The sequence below is a fragment of the Corynebacterium freneyi genome, assembly GCF_030408835.1.
Taxonomy (GTDB): domain Bacteria; phylum Actinomycetota; class Actinomycetes; order Mycobacteriales; family Mycobacteriaceae; genus Corynebacterium; species Corynebacterium freneyi.
Genome location: NZ_CP047357.1, coordinates 2715191 through 2732493, shown reverse-complemented (window position 1 = coordinate 2732493; position 17303 = coordinate 2715191). Strand labels below are relative to the sequence as shown.

Here is a 17303-nt window from a genome sequence, read left to right as displayed (position 1 = left end):
GTGTCCGACATGCAGCTCACGATGTTCTCCGATTTGAGTCTCCGGATCATCATGCGGATGGCGGCGGGGGAGCCTGGACAAAAGTTCACTGCGGGGGCGGTGGCCGATGAGCTCAATGCGTCACGTGCGCACGTGTCCAAGGTCGTGACCAAACTCGTCGAGATGGAGTTGGTCACCGCCGTGAAGGGTCGCTACGGCGGCATCTACCTGGCCGACGGTGCGCTCGACCGTTCCGTTGGTCGGATCCTGCGCGAGCTGGAGGGCGGCGAGGTCGTCGACTGCGTCGGCACGCAATGCCCGCTGCTGCCGGAGTGCAAGCTGCGCGGTGCGCTGGCCGGGGCGCAGGAGGCGTTTTTCTCGCACCTCGACCCGATCACGATCGGCGAACTGGTGCCCGTCGGCGGGGCCGGGGCGTTGCTGCCGTTGGGCACCCGCACGTCGGCGAGTTAGCTTCCCGGCCGCGCCGGGGTGGGCGGTCGAAGGGGTTGGGGTGGGCGTCGCAAAGCAATGACCTGCCGTTTTTCGGTGGGAAACCCCTCGGGGACACCCCTGCTCCGGCTAATGCGTAAACCAAATGCGCAATTAGTGCTAGCGTGGTCGTCGACCCTGATCACGACCCTCTCAAGGGAGCACCCATGGCCACCATCGACGTCAACAAGAACGGACTCACCGACGAGCAGGCGGACATCATCCGTCAGACCCTGCCCGTCGTCGGCGCCAACATCGGCGACATCACCCCGAACTTCTACCGCCGCATGTTCGCCGCCCACCCGGAGCTTCTGGCCGACACGTTCAACCGCGGCAACCAGAAGCAGGGCGCGCAGCAGAAGGCGCTCGCCGCCTCCGTCGCGACCTTCGCCGCCACGCTCGTCGACCCGGAGGCCCCGGCGCCCGAGGAGCTGCTGGCGCGCATCGGCCACAAGCACCTGTCGGTCGGCATCGTCGAAGAGCAGTACCCGATCGTGCACAAGCACCTTTTCGATGCGATCGAGGAGATTCTGACGCCCGAGGTGTTCCAGGGCGCCGTCCGCGATGCGTGGGATGCGGTGTACCTGGAAATGCAGAGGGTGCTGGTGAACTTCGAAAAGGGGCTTTACGACGAAGCCGGCGTTGAACCCGGTGACGTCTTCCGTGCGGCGGAGGTCGTCTCGCGCGATGACCTGAGCGACGACGTCGTCGTGTTCGGCGTGCGTGGCAAGGACGGCGAGCTTCCGGGCTTCACTCCCGGTCAGTACATCTCCGTGCGCCAGACCATGTCCGACGGTGCGCGCCAGCTGCGCCAGTACTCCCTGGTCGGTGTCCCCGGCGACGGCGTGCTGAAGTTCGCCGTTCGCCGCGTCCGCGCCGACGAGGCGGCCAATCTGCCGGCCGGCGAGGTCTCCAACAAGCTGTGCGACGACGTCCGCGTCGGCGACGACATCGAGATTTCGCTGCCCGCCGGCGACCTCGTGCTGGACACCGAGTCCGACGCCCCGGTCGTGCTGGTCTCCGCCGGCATCGGCGCCACCCCGATGGTCGGCATGCTCAATTACCTCGCCGCGAACGATTCGCCGCGCCGGGTGCTGTCCGTCCACGCCGACCGTTCGGAGGCCGCCGACGTGCTCGCCGCCGAGCGCACCGCCGCCGTGTCCGCGTTGGCCAATGGCGCGGAGAGGCGCTGGATTGAACCGGAGTTCATGGACCTGTCCGCCGGGGGAGGAGTCGAGCTGCCCGAGGATGCGGAGTTCTACATCTGCGGCGGCAACGGCTTCCTGCAGCACGTCCGCGAACAGCTCGCCGAGCGTGGCGTCGACCGTTCGCGCATCCACTTCGAGCTGTTCAGCCCCAACGACTGGTTGCTCGACGCGTAAGCGGTGAAGCCGTGGGGGCGGCCGCCGGAACCCAAGCGGCTCCCAGGGCATGAAAGAACCCGCCGTCCTTTCGGATGGCGGGTTGTTTCGCGTCGCACGCGTCCCGGCGTCGTCGGTTCCGGGAGCGTGCGCGGACCCTATTTAGGCGCGGCCGACGTGGTCGCCGGCGACCTGGACGCCGTGGTTGGTCATGTGGACGAACAGGTTGTAGTCGCCGATGCTGTCGTCGATGACGCCGACGACCCAGTTGTCGGCGTCGCAGGTGCCGTGGTCGGCGGTGGCGGCCTTGAGGCTGACGAACTGGACGCCGGTGTCGCCGGCGGCCTGGGCCAGGGCGGCGTCGAGGCCGTCCTCGATCTCGCGGAGGTTGACGGCCGGGGTCGGCACGCCGACGCCGCCGGTGTTGATCAGGCAGACCTCGCCGTTGGGGCCGGAGACGGTCGGGTAGCCGGCGATCTTCACCTTGGCCTGCGGGGCCACGTGCTTGATCTGGTTGATGGCGTCGCGGGCGGCGACGCGGAGGTTCTCCTGGATCTGCGGCATGGGCATGCGCTCGTTGGCGATGTACGGGTAGGTGTCGTTGGCGCCGGCGAGGATGACGACCTCGCGCGTGCCGCGGTCGAGTGCGCCGGTGGCGGTGGCGCGGTTGATCTGCTCGGAGATCGGGATGCCGCCGGTGCGGAAGGAGGAGCCGGCGCAGGTGTAGTCGGCGACGGGGGTGTTGTTGGCGGCACCGACCGCGTTGGAGAACAGGAAGTCGGTGCCGCAGCCCATCTCGTTGACGCGGCCGCCCGGGATGGGGGCGCCCTTGGCGGTCAGCCAGTCGCCGAGGGTCGGATTGGCCGGCAGGGAGTCGCCGAAGACGACGGTGTTTCCGGGCGCGGCCTGCGCGGCCATCGGCAGGGTGACGGCGGCGACGGCGGTGGCGGCGAGAGTGGCCAGAACGGAACGGATTCGCATGGGGCTGCCTTCGTGGTGACGACGAAGCGACCGGGTGGTTCCGGCCGCGATAACAACATGCACAGCTTAATCGTTGCCGTGCCGTTATAAAAGTCGGATGAGAAAGTCTCTCAGCTGGTTTTTGCTTTACGACGAGGCGTAAACCCGAGTGGCGTGGGTTCTCGGGTGGCTGTCGTCAAGCAAAAACTCGTGTGACGTATGTGATTGAAATCGCCCTGTGCGCCAGATGTGGTGCATGGGGCATATGGGGTGAGTGTACCGCCCCATGGCGACCGTGGCAGGGGAACGGAGATCCGACGCGGCTCCGGAAAGCGCGGGCGGAGGGGGCGGGCACGGTCGCGCCAACCACGAAACCGGCCACCCGCATGATGCGGATGGCCGGTTCAACGGCCGCCGCCGACACCGGATGACGCCCGGAGGGGGCGCCCGGCCCGACGGTGGCGGGCGGTTCGGGACTAGCCCTTCAGCGACGCCGGCGGAGCGAAACGCTCACCGTACTTCGCGGCCAGCTCCTCGGCGCGGGCGACGAAGCCCTCCACGCCACGCTGCGGCGAACCATCGGCGCCGACGCCGTCGTAGTTCTTGATGAACTGACGGGTGCCGCCGGTCCACGCCGGGTAGCCGATGCCGAAGATCGAACCGATGTTGGCGTCGGCGTCGTGCAGGACCACGCCCTCGTCGAAGCACTTCTGGGTCTCGACGGCCTCGATGAACAGCATGCGGTCGATGAGATCCTGCAGGACCACGTCCTCGGCGGGAATGGAACCGGCGCCGAGCTCGGTGCGCAGACCGTCCCACAGGCCCTGACGACGACCGTTGTCGTATTCGTAGAAGCCGCGGCCCTCGAGCTTGCCCGGACGGTCGAAGTCGTCGAGCATGCGGTTGACCAGGGTGGACACGCCGCCGTCGTCGATGGTCTCGCCACGGCTGCGGGCGGCGGCCGCGTTCTCCTCGCTGATCTTCTTCATCAGCTTCAGGTTCAGCTCGTCGGCCAGCTGCAGCTGCGCCGCCGGGTAACCGGCCTGGCGGGCGGCGGCCTCGACGGTCGCCGGCTCGTAGCCCTCGGCGACCATGCGGATCGCCTCGTTGATCACGGTGCCGATGACGCGGGAGGTGTAGAAGCCGCGGGAGTCGGTGACCACGATCGGGATCTTGCGGATCTGCACCGAGAAGTCCAGCGCCGCGGCCAGGACGGCCGGGTCGGTGTTGTCGCCGGAGATGATCTCCAGCAGCTGCATCTTGTCCACCGGGGAGAAGAAGTGCAGGCCGATGAAGTCCTTCTCGCGCTTGACGTGGGACGCCAGCTCGGTGATCGGCAGGGTCGAGGTGTTCGAACCCAGGATGCAGGTCTCCGGCACCGCGGCCTCGATCTCGGCGTGGACCTTGTGCTTGAGCTCCGTGTTCTCGAACACGGCCTCGATGACCAGGTCGACGTCGGAAAGATCGTCGTAGGAGTCGGTCGGCTTGATGCGGCCCAGCAGCTGCGCCGACTTCTCCTCCGTGGTGCGGCCGCGCTCCAGGGCCTTCGCCTCGAGCTTCTCCGAGTAGTTCTTGCCGCGCTCGGCGTTCTCCAGGGAGATGTCCTTGAGCACCACGTCCATGCCGGCCTTGGCGCACACGTACGCGATGCCCGCGCCCATCATGCCGGCGCCGACGACGGCGACCTTCTTGAACTCGGTCTTCGGGTACGGGGTGCCGTCGGCCTGCAGCGGGCGGGAGCCGCCGCCGTTGCAGTGGTTCAGGTCGAAGAAGAACGCCTGCATCATGTTCTTCGACTGGGAGCCGCAGACCAGCTCGGTGAAGTAGCGGGACTCGATGGTCAGCGCGGTGTCGACGTCGACCTGGGCGCCCTCCACCGCGGCCTGCATGGCGCGGCGCGGGGCGACCATCGGGCTGCCCTTGAGCTGCTTGGTCAGGTTCGCCGGGAAGGACGGCAGGTTCATCGCGAACTTCGGGGTCTTCGGGTCGCCGCCCGGGATCTTGAAGCCCTTGACGTCCCACGGCTGCTCGGCGACGGCGTCGTCGGACAGCAGCCACGCGCGGGCGCGGTCCAGGAGCTCGTCGGGGGCGACGACCTCGTCGACCAGGCCGACCTTGAGAGCCTTGGCCGGGTTCATCTGCGCGCCGGTGAGGATGACCTTCATCAGCGCGTCCTGGATGCCGATCATGCGGACGACGCGGGTGATGCCGCCGCCGCCCGGCAGCAGGCCGAGGGTGACCTCGGGCAGGCCGATCTTCGAGCCGCGGGCGTCGGCGGCGATGCGGTGGTTGGCGGCCAGCGCGACCTCGAGGCCGCCGCCGAGCGCGGCGCCGTTGATGGCGGCCACGACGGGCACCGGCAGCTTCTCGACGCGGCGCAGCGACTCCTTCATGTGCTGCACCATGTCGAACATCATCTGGGCGTCCTCGGGGCCGACCTGCGACATCTGCTTGATGTCGCCGCCGGCGAAGAACGTCTTCTTGGCCGAGGCCAGGATGATGCCCTTGATGCCGGCCGCCTCCGGGCCGTCGGCGAGCTCCTTCTCCAGACGCTCGACCGTGGCGCGGAAGTCGTCCTGGAAGGTCTTGTTCATCGTGTTGACGGGCGCATTCGGGTCGTCCATCGTCAGCGTGACGATGCCGTCGTCGGCGAGGTCCCATCGGAACATGTTGTCGGTCATGTGGTGATCTCCCTGTATCCCTGTGTTTGTCGGTTGATTCCGGAAAGCGAGATCGGGCCTAGACCCGCTCGATGATGGTGGCCACGCCCATGCCGCCGCCGATGCACAGCGAGATCAGGCCGTAGCGGCCGCCGGTGCGGTGCAGCTCGTCGATGGCCGCGCCGGTGATCATGGCGCCGGTGGCGCCGAGCGGGTGACCCATGGCGATGGCGCCGCCGTTGACGTTGAGCTTCTCGTCGGGGATGCCCAGCTTCTGCTGCGCGTGGAGGACGACGGCCGCGAAGGCCTCGTTGATCTCCCACACGTCGATGTCGTCGACGCCGAGGCCGGCCTTGGCCAGGACTTCGCGGACGGCCGGCTCGATGCCGGTGAGCATGATCGTCGGCTCGACGCCGTTGACGGCGGTGGCGACGATGCGGGCGCGCGGGGTCAGGCCCATGTCGGAGCCGGCCTTCTCGGTGCCCACGAGGGTCAGGGCGGCGCCGTCGACGATGCCGGACGAGTTGCCCGGGTGGTGCAGGTGGTTGATCTGCTCGAGCTGGGTGTACTTCTTCAGCGCGACGGCGTCGAAGCCGCCGAGCTCGCCCATCTGCGCGAACGAGGGACGCAGGCCGCTGAGCGACTCGACGGTGGTGCCCGGGCGGACGGTCTCGTCGTGGTCGAGGATGGTCAGGCCGTTCTGGTCGACGACCGGCACGACGGAGTCCTTGAAGCGGCCCTCGTCCCACGCCTTCTTGGCGCGCTCGTGGGAGTTGACGGCCAGCTGGTCGAGCTGCTCGCGGGTGAAGCCGTCGAGCGAGGCGATGAGGTCGGCGGAGATGCCCTGCGGCACGAAGTCGGTGGCGAAGGACTCCTGCGGGTCCATGGCCCAGGCGCCGCCGTCGGAGGCCATGGGCACGCGGGACATGGACTCGACGCCGCCGGCGAGGACGAGCTCGTCCATGCCGGAGCGGACCTTGGCGCAGGCCAGGTTGATGGCGGTCAGGCCGGAGGCGCAGAAGCGGTTGATCTGCACGCCGGCGGTGCGGTTCGGCAGTCCCGCGGCCAGGGCGGCGGTGCGGGCGATGTCGGCGCCCTGGTCGCCGACCGGGGTGACGCAGCCGATGACCATGTCGTTGATGCGTTCTTCGTCGAGGCCGGGGTTGCGGCGGCGGATTTCCTCGACGAGTCCGACGAGCAGGGTCAGGGGGCGCACCTCGTGGAGGGAGCCGTCCTTCTTGCCCTTGCCTCGGGGGGTGCGAATGGCTTCGTAGATGAAGGCCTCGCCACCCGCGGGGATGTTGGCGTTGGTCATGGTGTGTCGTGTCCTCACATGTCGGCGAAGAGTGTCTCATGTCACTATAACGACATATGTGAAGGTGTCCACGGGTCCGCTCAATTAACCGCGTCCGCCGGTGCGTCGGGTGCCCCCGAAATCCCCGAAACCGCTGGCGGATCCGCCTCCTCCGGTGTTTGTCCCGCTGCTTCCTCTGCTACTTCTTCCGCAGCACGAGCACGAGGTTGGACACTCCGACCTCGCGCAGCACCGGCACCTTGGTCATCCACCATGCCCACCACGGGTGGTAGCGGGGGAATGCGGCGAGGAGTTCGGCGTGGCCGGCCCGCTGCATTTCGCGGCCCCAGGCCAGGCCTTCGGCGCAGCCGACTTCGAACAGGGACTCGCCGTAGTAGTTCTTGGGGCGCTTGCCGTGCTTCTTTTCGTACATCCGGCGCGCGCGGTCACCGCCGAGGTAGTGCGTCAGCCCCATTTCGTGGCCGCCGAACGGCCCGTACCAGAGGGTGTAGGAGTAGACGACCAGTCCGCCGGGTGCGGTCACGCGCAGCATTTCGCGGCCCATGCGCCATGGTTCGGCGACGTGTTCGGCGACGTTCGACGAGTACGTCAGGTCGAACGCCCCGTCGCGGAAGGGCAGGTCGAGCCCGGATCCGCGCACGGAGGAGTCGAGTCGGATGCCCGCCGCCGCCATTTCGCCGACGTCGGGTTCGCACGTGTAGTACTCCACGCCGCGTTCGGCGAATGCCCGGCCGAAGTATCCCGGTCCGCCGCCGACGTCGAGGATTCGCGTCCCCGCCAGGGGAGAGGCCGTCTTGTTCCCGGTCTTTTCCCGGCTTGACGACGTTCGCGTGGTCGCGTCGGCCGTCGTCACGCGGGCGCCGCCGGATCGCGTCAGCCCGGATCCGGCGGCGATGCCCTCGAGCAGCGCGACGGTGTCCTCGGCGAGGTGACCGTAGAAGCGGTCGGGGTCGGTCTGCTCGTACTTGAAGTCGTCGAGCAGGCCGAAGGAGCGGCGGAGGGTGCAGTGGGAGCGCAATTCGGACAGCGCGGGCGGCGTGAAACTCACGTCTTCGACCCTATTGCACCGTCACCCGACCGGGGGCCGGGCCGGGGGAAAAGCCCGGAACCCGCCGTGGGCGCCGGGGCCGGGGATTATGGTTGCACCCCATGAAGATTCTGCTGCTGTGCTGGCGCGACACCGGCCATCCCGAAGGCGGCGGCAGCGAACGCTACCTCGAGCGGGTCGCCGAACACCTCGCCGAGCAGGGGCATCGCGTGGTTTTCCGCACCGCCGCCTACCCCGGTGCGCCGAAGAAGTCCGAGCGGGCCGGGGTGCGTTATTCCCGCGGCGGCGGCAATTTTTCCGTCTACGTCCGCGCGTGGGGTGCGATGCTCGCCGCCCGCGTGGGCCTGGGCCCCATCGCCCGCGCGCTGGGCGGCCGGCCCGACGTCGTGCTGGACACCCAAAACGGCATCCCGTTCTTCGCGTCCGTGTTCTCCGGGCGGCCGACGGTCGTGCTCACCCACCATTGCCACCGCGAGCAGTGGCCGGTGGCGGGCAAGCTGGTGGGCATGGTCGGCTGGTTCATCGAGTCGTCGTTGGCGCCGGCGGTGCAGCGGTCCTGCCGGTACATCACGGTGTCGCGGCCCAGCGCGGATGATCTGCAGGGGCTCGGCATCGAGGGGGATCGGATCTCCATCATCCGCAACGGCGTCGATCCCGTCCCCGAGGTCGCCGTCGATGCGGAGCGGACCGTCTCGCAGGATCCGTGCGCCGTCGACGGGGGGCCGCGCCTGGTCACGTTGTCGCGGCTGGTGCCGCACAAGCAGATCGAGCACGCCATCGACGCCATCGCCGCGATCAACCCCACCTACCCCGATGCTGTGCTCGACGTCGTCGGTTCGGGCTGGTGGAGCGACGAATTGCTCGCCTACGCGGAGAAGCAGGGCATCGCCGATCGCGTCGTCTTCCATGGCCAGGTGTCGGAGGAGGAAAAGCACCTCATCCTCTCCCGCGCCTGCGTTCACGTGATGCCGTCGCGCAAGGAGGGGTGGGGTTTGGCCGTCATCGAGGCCGCCCAGCATGGCGTGCCCACGGTCGGTTACCGCTCGTCGGCGGGGTTGCAGGATTCCGTCGTCGACGGGGTCACCGGCTTGCTGGCCGACACCCCGGCCGGGCTCGTGGAGGCCGTGGGGTCCATCGTCGGGGACCCGGACCTGCGTGCGTTCCTCGGCGCGGAGGCGAAGAAGCGCGCGGAGACGTTCAGTTGGGACGCCACGGCCCGCGCGGTGGAGCAGGTGCTTTCCGACGTCGCCGTCAAGCGGTGACGCCCGGGTAACCGCGGATGCTCGGGGGCGGCGTGCGGCGGTCGGGAGCACGGCGAGTCCGGTCCCGACGAGAACCGGGGGCGAGGCCACCGGCCGGACCGGCCAGAGCCATCGCCGCCCACGCCGCCAGCGCGATCCACGCCGGCGTTCGATCGGCGTGGTCGACGGGGGCGATCGCGCCGGGCACCCGGTGCAGCGCCAGGTGCGCATCGGAGTAGACGAGCTCGAGCCGGTCCAGGACGCGGGCCGAATCGCCGAGCTCCCCGGGGGATGATTCCACCAGCACCCAGGCGACGCCGTTGGCGCGGAGGATCTCCACCGCGTCGTCGGGTGCGTCGAGCAGCGTCGCCTCCACCGTCGCGGCGGTGGTGCCTTCGCCCCCGACCCGGGTGCCGGACACCACCAGGTCACCGGTGGCCAGCACCGGGGCGGGCAGGATCTTCACGGCCGGATCGTAGGTGGGGCGGCCGTCGATGATGCGGTACGGGCCGGCGGGCAACACAGCCACGGCCGAGTCGTCCATCGCGACCAGTCCCGACACCGCATTCCACCCCGGCCACGGGTCCACGGGCCGCAGCGGCGCGACGGCGCGGGGCAGGTCGGGCACGGCGGCGATGACGACCGCGACAGCGAAGATCGTGGCCAGCCAGCCCCGACGATCGGGGATCTGCCGGGCGATGGCCTCCCCGCCGGCGGCGGCGAGGATCACGTACCCCGGCACCGCGAGCGCCACCCATTTCTGGGCGTCGCGGAACAAACCCGCGCCGGGCACGGTCTCCAGCGCCCACGACATCAGCGCCAATCCCGGCGGCGTCGCCATCGCCGAGACCACGAGCACCGCGGCCACCGCCAGCACGATGAGGCGGCGGCGATCCGATGCGAGGCGACCGGCGGCACCCGACCCGGCCGCACGCGACTTGGCCGTCCGCGAACCCCACGCCATGCGCCAGCCGACGACGAACAACGCCAGCAGCGCGACGACGGCCAACGCCGCCGGCCCGGTTTCGCGGGCATCGGGCACGGCCTGGCGGTTCCAGATGCCGCCGAGTCCCGCGACCGCGCCGAGGGTGCCCACCCACCGTTCCGCCCGGGCGGCGAACGCCCCGGCGCCCGCGGCATCGGCGCCGCCGGCCCCCGCCCCGAGCGCCGTGGCCACCAGCCACGGGGCGGAGACGACGACGCCCGTCACCAGGGCCACGAGCCGGTCCCGCCACGTGCGCGCCGCGACGAGCGCCACGCCCAGGCCCAACAACGCGCCGGTGGGAGTCAACCCCGCGACCGCCATCGCCGACGCCCGCCACCACGGCGCCGCGGCAATGGACGTCAACGCGATGGCCGGCAACAACGCCATCGCCAGCACCAGCGACCACTGCCCCTGCAACAGCCGCTCGACGACGTACGGGTTCCACAGCAGCATCGTCACCGCCGCGATCTGACCGACCACCCCGGCGCCCAGCACCCGGCGCACCAACTCCGCCGCGGCCACGCCGCCGATGGTCAACGCGCCGAACATGAGCAGGCGCATGACCATGCCCGCGTCCGTGAAACCACCCGCCAACGCCAACAACGCATCCTGCGGGGCGGCCCGCGCCGCCGACTCGCCCAACCCCCACGCGGCATCCGTCGACGCCGGATGCGGCGGCACCACCATGTCCCGCAACAACGGCATCCCCGGCGTCGCGAAAGGCCACGTCACCGCCGCGACGAGCATGAACGTCCACCCGACCACGATCAACTGGCCGGTTCGCTCGGCCCTCGCCACGGAAGTGTCCACGGGGCAAAGTCTAACGGGGCGCCCCGACGACGGGCCCGGGATGGCCGGGACGCGGACGTCGCGAAGCACGAAAACGAAAAAACGCCCGCCCACCGGCGACAACCGGTGAGCGGACGGAAAACCCTGCGGGAACGGTGGACCGGGCGGAGCCCGGGGCGCCGACTAGGAGCGGCGGTGGGTGCGGATGCCCAGCAGGACCAGGATCAGGCCGACGATGCCCAAGATCCACGGCACGATCGTGCCGGCCATCTTCAGGCTGGACTTGGCGTCCTTCGCCTTCGCCATCTGGTTCTTCTTGGTCTCCTCGTTCCACTGGCCGACGAAATCCAGCGCGGTGCGGTTGCGCTCCTCGGCCTCCTTCGCGCGACCCTCCTCGGTCACCATCTCGGCGGCCTCCTCGTCATCGCGGGCGTAGAACTGGAAGATCTCCTCGTGACCGTTGACGATCATGCCGCTGGTCGGCTCGACGCGGACGGTACGGGTGGTGGTGTAGTAACGGTCCATCTCGACGTCGTCGTCGCCCTCCAGGCCCCACACCTCGGCCGGGAACTTCAGGCGCAGCGACGCCAGCATCGACTCGTCGGACTCGGTGAGCTCACGGCCGCCCTGGGTGGCGTGGGCCTTGGTGTTCTCGTACAGGTTCTGCGGCGGAAGCGTCATCGAGTACTTGTAGACGGTCTCGCCGTCCTGCTTCTCCTCCTCGACGAAGTCGATCTCGAAGAGGTCCAGGCCGACGGCGTCGTAGTACGGGTACGACTTCTTCTCCGCGCTGAACGGGAACTGGTACTGGATGCCCGGGCGGGTGAACTGCACGGGCTCGTCGGCGCCCTCCTGGCCCGGCGCGCCGCCGGCGATGGAGGAAATCGGCTCATCCACCGGGAACGCGGTGGAGCGGTCCAGGGTGATGCGGTCGATGGTGGCGTTGACCAGGTTGCGCGGCTCGTCGCGGTCCTCGCGGAGGATCACGGTGCCGGCCTCGAGGGTGGCGCGCTCGTGGTCGGCGGGCTCCTCGACGCGGACGTGGCGGGAGGACATCAGCGGCACCTCATCGTTGATGAAGCAGTGCAGCGGCAGCGTGGCGCCCTCCTCCTCGGTCTCGCAGCGCGGATCGTTCTTGCGGGGTTCGACTGGCTCGCCCTTGGCGAGTGCGCCGGAGTCGAGCAGAGTGCCCTCATAGACCTCGGTGGCGGTGGTGCTGACCGTGTCCAGGGGGATTACCCTGAGTCGGGGCACGAGGAAGGTCGGCAGCAGGACCGCGATGACGATCAGCGCGGCGCCGATGATGACCAGCAGGTGGGCGAGACTTCTTTTAGCCATGAGCAGTGATTTCCCTTACGTCTTGCGGGTTTCTCGTGCAAAACCTAGCAGGTTCCGAAACAAAGGTACGTAAAAATCGAATATTATCCGGGAATGACCGTCCGAGTGAATCAGGAAAACGCCCCCCACCAGGGGGAAAGCGCGTTCTCCGGCCAGGCCGTGCCGGAGTTTCGGCCCGCCTTCCGTCCCGGCTTTCTGCCGGCGTTGGAGGGTTTGCGGGCCGTGGCGTCGTTGGGGATCATCGGCACGCACGTCGCTTTCCAGACCGGCCACGACGTCGGCGCGATGTGGGAGCGGATGCTCGGCCGGTTCGACTTTTTCGTGGCCGTGTTCTTCACGCTGTCGGGTTTCCTGCTGTGGCGCAGCCACCGGGCGGGGCAGGGCGGCGTGGTGTGGCGGCGTCGCCGGGACGGAAGCACCGGCGGCGAGCGCGGGTCGTCGGCGTCGGGGTGGGCGAAGTACTACCGCAAGCGAGCGGCGCGCATTCTGCCGGCGTATTGGGTGCTGGTGGTCGTGGTGCTCGTCGCGTTGCCGGTGGGCGAGGGCGCGAATCTGCGCACGTGGCTGACGAACCTGACCTTGACGCAGGTGTTTTTCGCCGATTCGCTGCACGGCGGACTGACTCACCTGTGGTCGCTGTCGGTGGAGGTGGCGTTCTACGTGTCGCTGCCGTTGTTCGCCATCGCGTTGCGGGGCCTGGATCCGATGCGCCGCCAGGGCACGCGGATTCTGTGCCTGCTGGGGTTGTCGGTGCTCAGCTTCGGGTGGGTGTGGTTGCCGTTGCCGTACCCGGAGGGGGTGAATCCGCACATTCAGCCGGTGGCGTACTTCTCGTGGTTCGCGGCGGGCATGATCCTGGCGGAGGTCGAGTCGTTGGCGGGTTCGGAGTCGGAGCGCGCCCGCGGGGCGTTGGCCACGGCGCAGCGGTTCGCGCGGATGCGCTGGGTGTGGATCGGACTGGCCGTCGCCTCGCTGTGGTTGGCCGCGTGGATGGGGCCGGAGGGCCTGGTGGAGCTGACGAATTGGGAGTTCCTGCGCCGGACGTGGTGCGGTTTCGTCTTCGGTGCGGCGATCATCGGCCCGTGGGCGCTGGCCCCGGAATCGAAGTTTTTGACGCACCCGATCATGCAGGCGTTGGGCCGCTGGTCGTACGGAATCTTCCTGTGGCACATGGCCATGCTGTCGGTGGCGTTCCCGCTGTTGGGGGTGCGCATCTTCGACGGTCATATTCTGGCGGTGTCGCTGGTGACGGTGGCGCTGACCATTCCGATGGCCGCGGCGTCCTACGCGTTGGTGGAGGAGCCCGCCCGCCGCTGGTTGGGCAGGGTCTGGGCGAATGATGCGAGGACGAGCGCGCCGGTGAGCACCAGCTGAAGCGGCCATGAGAATCCGGCGTAGGCCGAGCCGGGCCATGCGTCGCGGGCCAGGATGATGCCGCCGATTCCCATCAGGATGGCGGTCGCGGCAATTGCTTGACGACGAACGGTCTCCGCGCCGAACCGTCGGGCCAGGTTCACGCCGGCCATGGTCACGACTGCGGCGACTGCGGCACCGGGGAGTCCGGCGACGAGCCAGGCGACGGCGAATCCGGCGACGGCGGTGGTGGCGCGGGCCAGATCGGGTGCGGGCTGCGCGGCGCCCGGGCCGGTCGCGTCGGTGGGCGGGCGTCGCCAAGCCCAACCGACGGCCACGGCGAGCAGGGCGAACAATGCCGCCACGCCGCCGCCCGCGACGATGCCGGTGCGCCAGGTCGCGGCGGCGGGGAAGTCGATGGTGAAGGTGCCCGCCACACCTGCCGGAACGACCCAGCCCTGCTGCCACCCGTTGACGGTGACCGGCTCGAGTTCGCGGCCGTCGATGGTGGCCACCTGACCCGGGTTGACGGAGACCGGTCGGTAGATGATGCGGTCGGCGTCGGCGGCGGCGACGGTGCCGGAGCCGATCTCGGTGGACGCGCCGGAGGCCGGAGCGGCGAAGTCCGCCACGACCTCCGGGGCCTGCTGCTCGCGGGTGGGCGCGATGAAGTCCGCGCCGGTCAGCGACACCCAGCGGGCCCGGGAGCTGATCTCGTGCAGACCCGGTTCCAGATCGACGGAATCGCCGCAGGCCAGGGGCTCGTCGTCGAGCTCGGTCCACGGATCGTCGAGTCCGGTGCGGCACGTGTCGGCGTCGACGGTCACCGTCGTCGGCTCGGGAACGGTGAAGGCGCGGCGCATCCGGCCCTCGTCGATCTCCTGGCCGAACGCCCAGCGCTGCACCAGCGGAGAAGCGTCCGGGACGACCGGGACGCGGACCGGCGTGACGTCTTCGCCGGCGGAGTTCTCCAGCTTGATCTCGGACAGCGCGAACCCCGCGGGGGCGCTGGTCGCGATGATGCGGATGGCGCGGGACTTCTCGTCGTCGGGGTCGGTGCCCCCGTCCGAGGCGCCCGAGCTTCCCGCCACGCGAGGCAGCGGCATGGTCACCGGTTCGCCGGGGGTCAGCGCCTTCGACGTGGAGGCGCCGCCGGCGCGGATCTGCACCTGCGCGGGAACGACGGCGCCGGTGATGGTCAGCCGACCGCCGTCGAGGCGCTCGTCGGGCACGATCTCGATCCACTCGGCCTGCCCGCCCGTGCCGGCGCGCGGCTCCCACCACGTCGTCGGATCACCGTCGACCAGGGCGTTGATCGAATGCTCGGGGCGGGCGCCGCCGGCGTTGTACGGGTCGGACGCCGACGACGACGCCTTCAGCGTGGCGCGGCCCGTGCCGGTTTGCGTCTCGGCGATGCCGGAGACCGGGTAGTCGGCGACGGCGTTGGTCACGCCGGGGTCCTCGTCCGCGTCGAGGATGCCGGAGACCGCGCCGCGGACCTCGCCGTAGTTGCGGCCGCGGCGGGTGGGGGTGTCGGTGACGGTGCCTGCGGACTCGCCGTGGAGCATGCGCACCGGCGCGTCGCGGTCGATTTCGTCGAGGCGGGCCAGCACCTCCGGGCCGCCGGACACCAGCGGCACCGAGGACGTCTCCACCATGCGCGGCGCCAACGCGTCGGCGCCGCCGTCGACGGCCCAGATGGTCACCGCGACGGGCGGGGTGCCGGACACCGCGCCCTTCGGGGCGTCGTCGCCGCCGTGGGTGAATTCCGCGACGCGCTCGATGCCCGGCGATGCCTCCAGCGTGGCGCGAAGATCCCGCAGGCTCGTGCCGCGGTTGAACGGCCGCACGTCCGAACGCACCAGCACATAGCCGATGCCCTGGTTGCGCAGCGTCGCGGCCAGCGACTCGACGCCCTCGCCGCGGTCGAGCTGATCCTGGACGCCGTCGAGGCCGCGGATCGCCTCCGGCGGCACCAGCGGCACCGCGTCGCGGACGACCCACGGCACGTCGACCAGCGGCTGCAGCGGCTCATCGCGGGTGAAACCCCAGTCCATGTCGGCGAAGGGCATGGCCGGGGCGATGAGCGTGCGCGCCCCGCCGGCGTTGTCGTCGAGCCACTCGGCCGCCTCGACCCAATGCGACGGCACCCGGTCGTAGGCGCCCGTCGGGGCCAGGCGCGCGCTCCACGCGGGGGCGGTGGCGCCGGCCGCGACGACGAGGACGAGCATCGCCGCGACCACCGACCGGTGCTTTTCCGGATGGAGCCACTTGTCCAGCAGCTCCTTCCGCGCGTTCTTCGTGTCGTCCGCGCCGTCCCGGCCGTCCCCGCCGCGGATCGACCCCGGCCACGGCAACAGCGCAGTGGCATGCGCGACGCCCAGCATCAACGGCAGCCTCAGCGTCGCATCCATCTTGTGCAGGTTCCTCAGCGCGGCGAGCGGGCCGTCGAGAAGCGAACGCCCCCACTCGCCCAGGGGCGCGAACGGATCCGTCCACGCCGCCATCGACGCCAGGCCCACCAACGCCAGGAGCAACCATGCGCGGCGCCACGGCATGGACCCCATCGCCAGGCCGACCAGGCCGATCGCGGCGACGGCCATCGTGGCCAGGATGAGGATCGGCTCCGAGACGATCGCATTGCCGCCGACGCGCTCCAACGACACGAACGGCGCCCACGACGTCGCGCCGCGCAGCGTCTCGCCGAGGTTCAGCCACCGGGTGGTCACGCCCGACGACTCGATGTAGTCGGTGAACGGCGGCGAGTAGGAACCGAGCATGAGCAGCGGCACGATCCACCAGATGCTCACCGCGGCGCAGGCGGCGAGCCAACCGGCGAACATCGCCCACGCCCGTTTGCGGCGCGGCCCCGAAAAACCCGTGAACACCAGGACCAGGGCGGCGGGGACGCAGGCTGCGGCGGTGCCCACCGCGTTGACGGCGCCCGTGCACAGCACCGCCAGCCCGGACAACAGCACCGCCCGGGCCGCGAACTTCCAGCCCACCGCCTCCGGCCGGCGCGCCACCGCCAGCAGCGGCAGCAGGATCCACGGGGCCAGCGCCACCGGCCACGCCTCCGACGAAATCGCGCCGAGGGTGGTCAGGATGCGCGGTGACAGCGCGTAGAGCAGCGCCGCGAGAATCCGCGACGACCGCGACCCGATGCCGGCGACCTCCGCGACCCGGAGGAAACCGGTGAAGGCCAGGCACAGCAGCAGACACCACCACAGGCGCTGCGTCAGCCAATCGGGCCAGACCGCATCGGGCAGCAGGTCGAACAGCGCGAAAAACGCGCCCTGCGGGAAAAGGTAACCGTAGGCCTGGTTCTGCAGCTGGCCCAGCGGCATGACCTCGGACCACATGCTCAGCGACCGCTCGAGGAAGCCGCCGGGGTTGGCCGTCAGGTCATGTTTGGTGTCGGCGACGATCCGGCCGGGGGCCTGGATGAACGCCAGCAGACACAGAAATGCCCACCATCCGGCCAAGGCGCGCGTGGGCGTGCGTTGATCGGCGGCGGGCATGGCGGGACGGTAAGGGTGCGCGATCAGCGCTCGCCGTACTCGACCCCGCCCATCAGGGCCTCATCCGCGGAGACGGCCTGCGCCTCGGGGATCTCGGACTCCTGGGTGACCTGCGCGACGCCGAAGATCATGGCGCCGCCGAGGAGAGCACCGACAAGGGCACTGGCCATGGCCGGGCCCAACGTGCGGCGCTGCTCCGACTCGTTTTCGTAGGGCATGTTCACTCCTCGAAGTAAGTGTTCTGGGAATGGTCGCAACTGTAGA

The 17303-nt window shown here is 69.8% G+C and carries 12 protein-coding genes; 4 read left to right on the top strand and 8 right to left on the bottom strand.

All coding sequences use genetic code 11. The annotated features are described in order from the left end of the window. Positions 1-9 precede the first annotated feature (9 nt). Positions 10-450, top strand: coding sequence for an RrF2 family transcriptional regulator (locus CFREN_RS12230; protein ID WP_209651686.1), 441 nt, complete (start codon positions 10-12; stop codon positions 448-450). Positions 451-635: 185 nt separating this feature from the next. Further along, entirely contained in the window at positions 636-1850 is a 1215-nt protein-coding gene (locus CFREN_RS12225; RefSeq protein ID WP_070519831.1) for a globin domain-containing protein, read from the top strand. 141 nt (positions 1851-1991) lie between these two features. On the opposite strand, the gene CFREN_RS12220 is transcribed toward CFREN_RS12225, so the two are convergent. The 4 genes from CFREN_RS12220 to CFREN_RS12205 all read right to left on the bottom strand — a co-directional run bounded on the left by CFREN_RS12220 (position 1992) and on the right by CFREN_RS12205 (position 7812). Further along, a complete protein-coding gene (locus CFREN_RS12220; RefSeq protein WP_209651688.1) occupies positions 1992-2810 on the bottom strand; it encodes a GDSL-type esterase/lipase family protein in 819 nt (272 codons plus the stop codon). A 455-nt stretch (positions 2811-3265) separates the two neighbouring features. Continuing rightward, on the bottom strand, positions 3266-5470 hold the full coding sequence (locus tag CFREN_RS12215) for a 3-hydroxyacyl-CoA dehydrogenase NAD-binding domain-containing protein (protein WP_070519827.1): 2205 nt from the start codon (positions 5468-5470) through the stop codon (positions 3266-3268). Between the two features lie 58 nt (positions 5471-5528). Beyond that, positions 5529-6764, bottom strand: a complete 1236-nt coding sequence (locus tag CFREN_RS12210; protein ID WP_209651690.1) for an acetyl-CoA C-acetyltransferase — start codon at positions 6762-6764, stop codon at positions 5529-5531. Between the two features lie 178 nt (positions 6765-6942). Beyond that, positions 6943-7812: a class I SAM-dependent methyltransferase gene (locus CFREN_RS12205; RefSeq protein WP_209651692.1), complete on the bottom strand. Its 870-nt coding sequence runs from the start codon at positions 7810-7812 to the stop codon at positions 6943-6945. Positions 7813-7913: 101 nt separating this feature from the next. Here CFREN_RS12205 and CFREN_RS12200 point away from each other — a divergent pair, with 101 nt between their 5' ends. Beyond that, the gene (locus tag CFREN_RS12200) at positions 7914-9074 is read left to right on the top strand and encodes a glycosyltransferase family 4 protein (RefSeq protein WP_209651694.1); all 1161 of its coding nucleotides are present in this window, start codon (positions 7914-7916) and stop codon (positions 9072-9074) included. Here CFREN_RS12200 and CFREN_RS12195 read toward each other — a convergent pair. Beyond that, the gene (locus CFREN_RS12195; RefSeq protein ID WP_209651697.1) at positions 9064-10848 is read right to left on the bottom strand and encodes an MmpA family trehalose lipid delivery protein; all 1785 of its coding nucleotides are present in this window, start codon (positions 10846-10848) and stop codon (positions 9064-9066) included. The genes CFREN_RS12200 and CFREN_RS12195 overlap by 11 nt on opposite strands. 162 nt (positions 10849-11010) lie before the next feature. Further along, positions 11011-12165 carry a cell envelope lipid trafficking protein PgfA gene (gene pgfA / locus CFREN_RS12190; protein ID WP_209651699.1) on the bottom strand — a complete coding sequence of 385 codons (1155 nt, stop codon included), beginning with the start codon at positions 12163-12165 and terminating at the stop codon, positions 11011-11013. A 93-nt stretch (positions 12166-12258) separates the two neighbouring features. On the opposite strand from pgfA, the gene CFREN_RS12185 reads away from it, so the two are divergent. After that, positions 12259-13539, top strand: coding sequence for an acyltransferase family protein (locus tag CFREN_RS12185; protein WP_209651701.1), 1281 nt, complete (start codon positions 12259-12261; stop codon positions 13537-13539). On the opposite strand, the gene CFREN_RS12180 is transcribed toward CFREN_RS12185, so the two are convergent. Together CFREN_RS12180 and CFREN_RS12175 are read right to left on the bottom strand one after the other, a co-directional pair. Then, positions 13449-17039, bottom strand: coding sequence for a DUF3367 domain-containing protein (locus CFREN_RS12180; protein WP_209651703.1), 3591 nt, complete (start codon positions 17037-17039; stop codon positions 13449-13451). The two genes, CFREN_RS12185 and CFREN_RS12180, sit on opposite strands and share 91 nt — an antisense overlap. Positions 17040-17062: 23 nt before the next feature. After that, complete coding sequence (locus tag CFREN_RS12175; RefSeq protein WP_070520400.1) at positions 17063-17257, bottom strand: DUF2613 domain-containing protein; 195 nt, start codon at positions 17255-17257, stop codon at positions 17063-17065. Positions 17258-17303 lie beyond the last annotated feature (46 nt).

Bases quoted from the DNA above. Each gene is read 5' to 3' on its own strand.
- CFREN_RS12215 (WP_070519827.1), bottom strand. From the start codon at position 5,470: ATGACCGACAACATGTTCCGATGGGACCTCGCCGACGACGGCATCGTC.
- CFREN_RS12185 (WP_209651701.1), top strand. From the start codon at position 12,259: ATGACCGTCCGAGTGAATCAGGAAAACGCCCCCCACCAGGGGGAAAGC.
- CFREN_RS12200 (WP_209651694.1), top strand. From the start codon at position 7,914: ATGAAGATTCTGCTGCTGTGCTGGCGCGACACCGGCCATCCCGAAGGC.
- CFREN_RS12225 (WP_070519831.1), top strand. From the start codon at position 636: ATGGCCACCATCGACGTCAACAAGAACGGACTCACCGACGAGCAGGCG.
- CFREN_RS12180 (WP_209651703.1), bottom strand. From the start codon at position 17,039: ATGCCCGCCGCCGATCAACGCACGCCCACGCGCGCCTTGGCCGGATGG.
- CFREN_RS12220 (WP_209651688.1), bottom strand. From the start codon at position 2,810: ATGCGAATCCGTTCCGTTCTGGCCACTCTCGCCGCCACCGCCGTCGCC.
- CFREN_RS12230 (WP_209651686.1), top strand. From the start codon at position 10: ATGCAGCTCACGATGTTCTCCGATTTGAGTCTCCGGATCATCATGCGG.
- CFREN_RS12210 (WP_209651690.1), bottom strand. From the start codon at position 6,764: ATGACCAACGCCAACATCCCCGCGGGTGGCGAGGCCTTCATCTACGAA.
- CFREN_RS12175 (WP_070520400.1), bottom strand. From the start codon at position 17,257: ATGCCCTACGAAAACGAGTCGGAGCAGCGCCGCACGTTGGGCCCGGCC.
- pgfA (WP_209651699.1), bottom strand. From the start codon at position 12,165: ATGGCTAAAAGAAGTCTCGCCCACCTGCTGGTCATCATCGGCGCCGCG.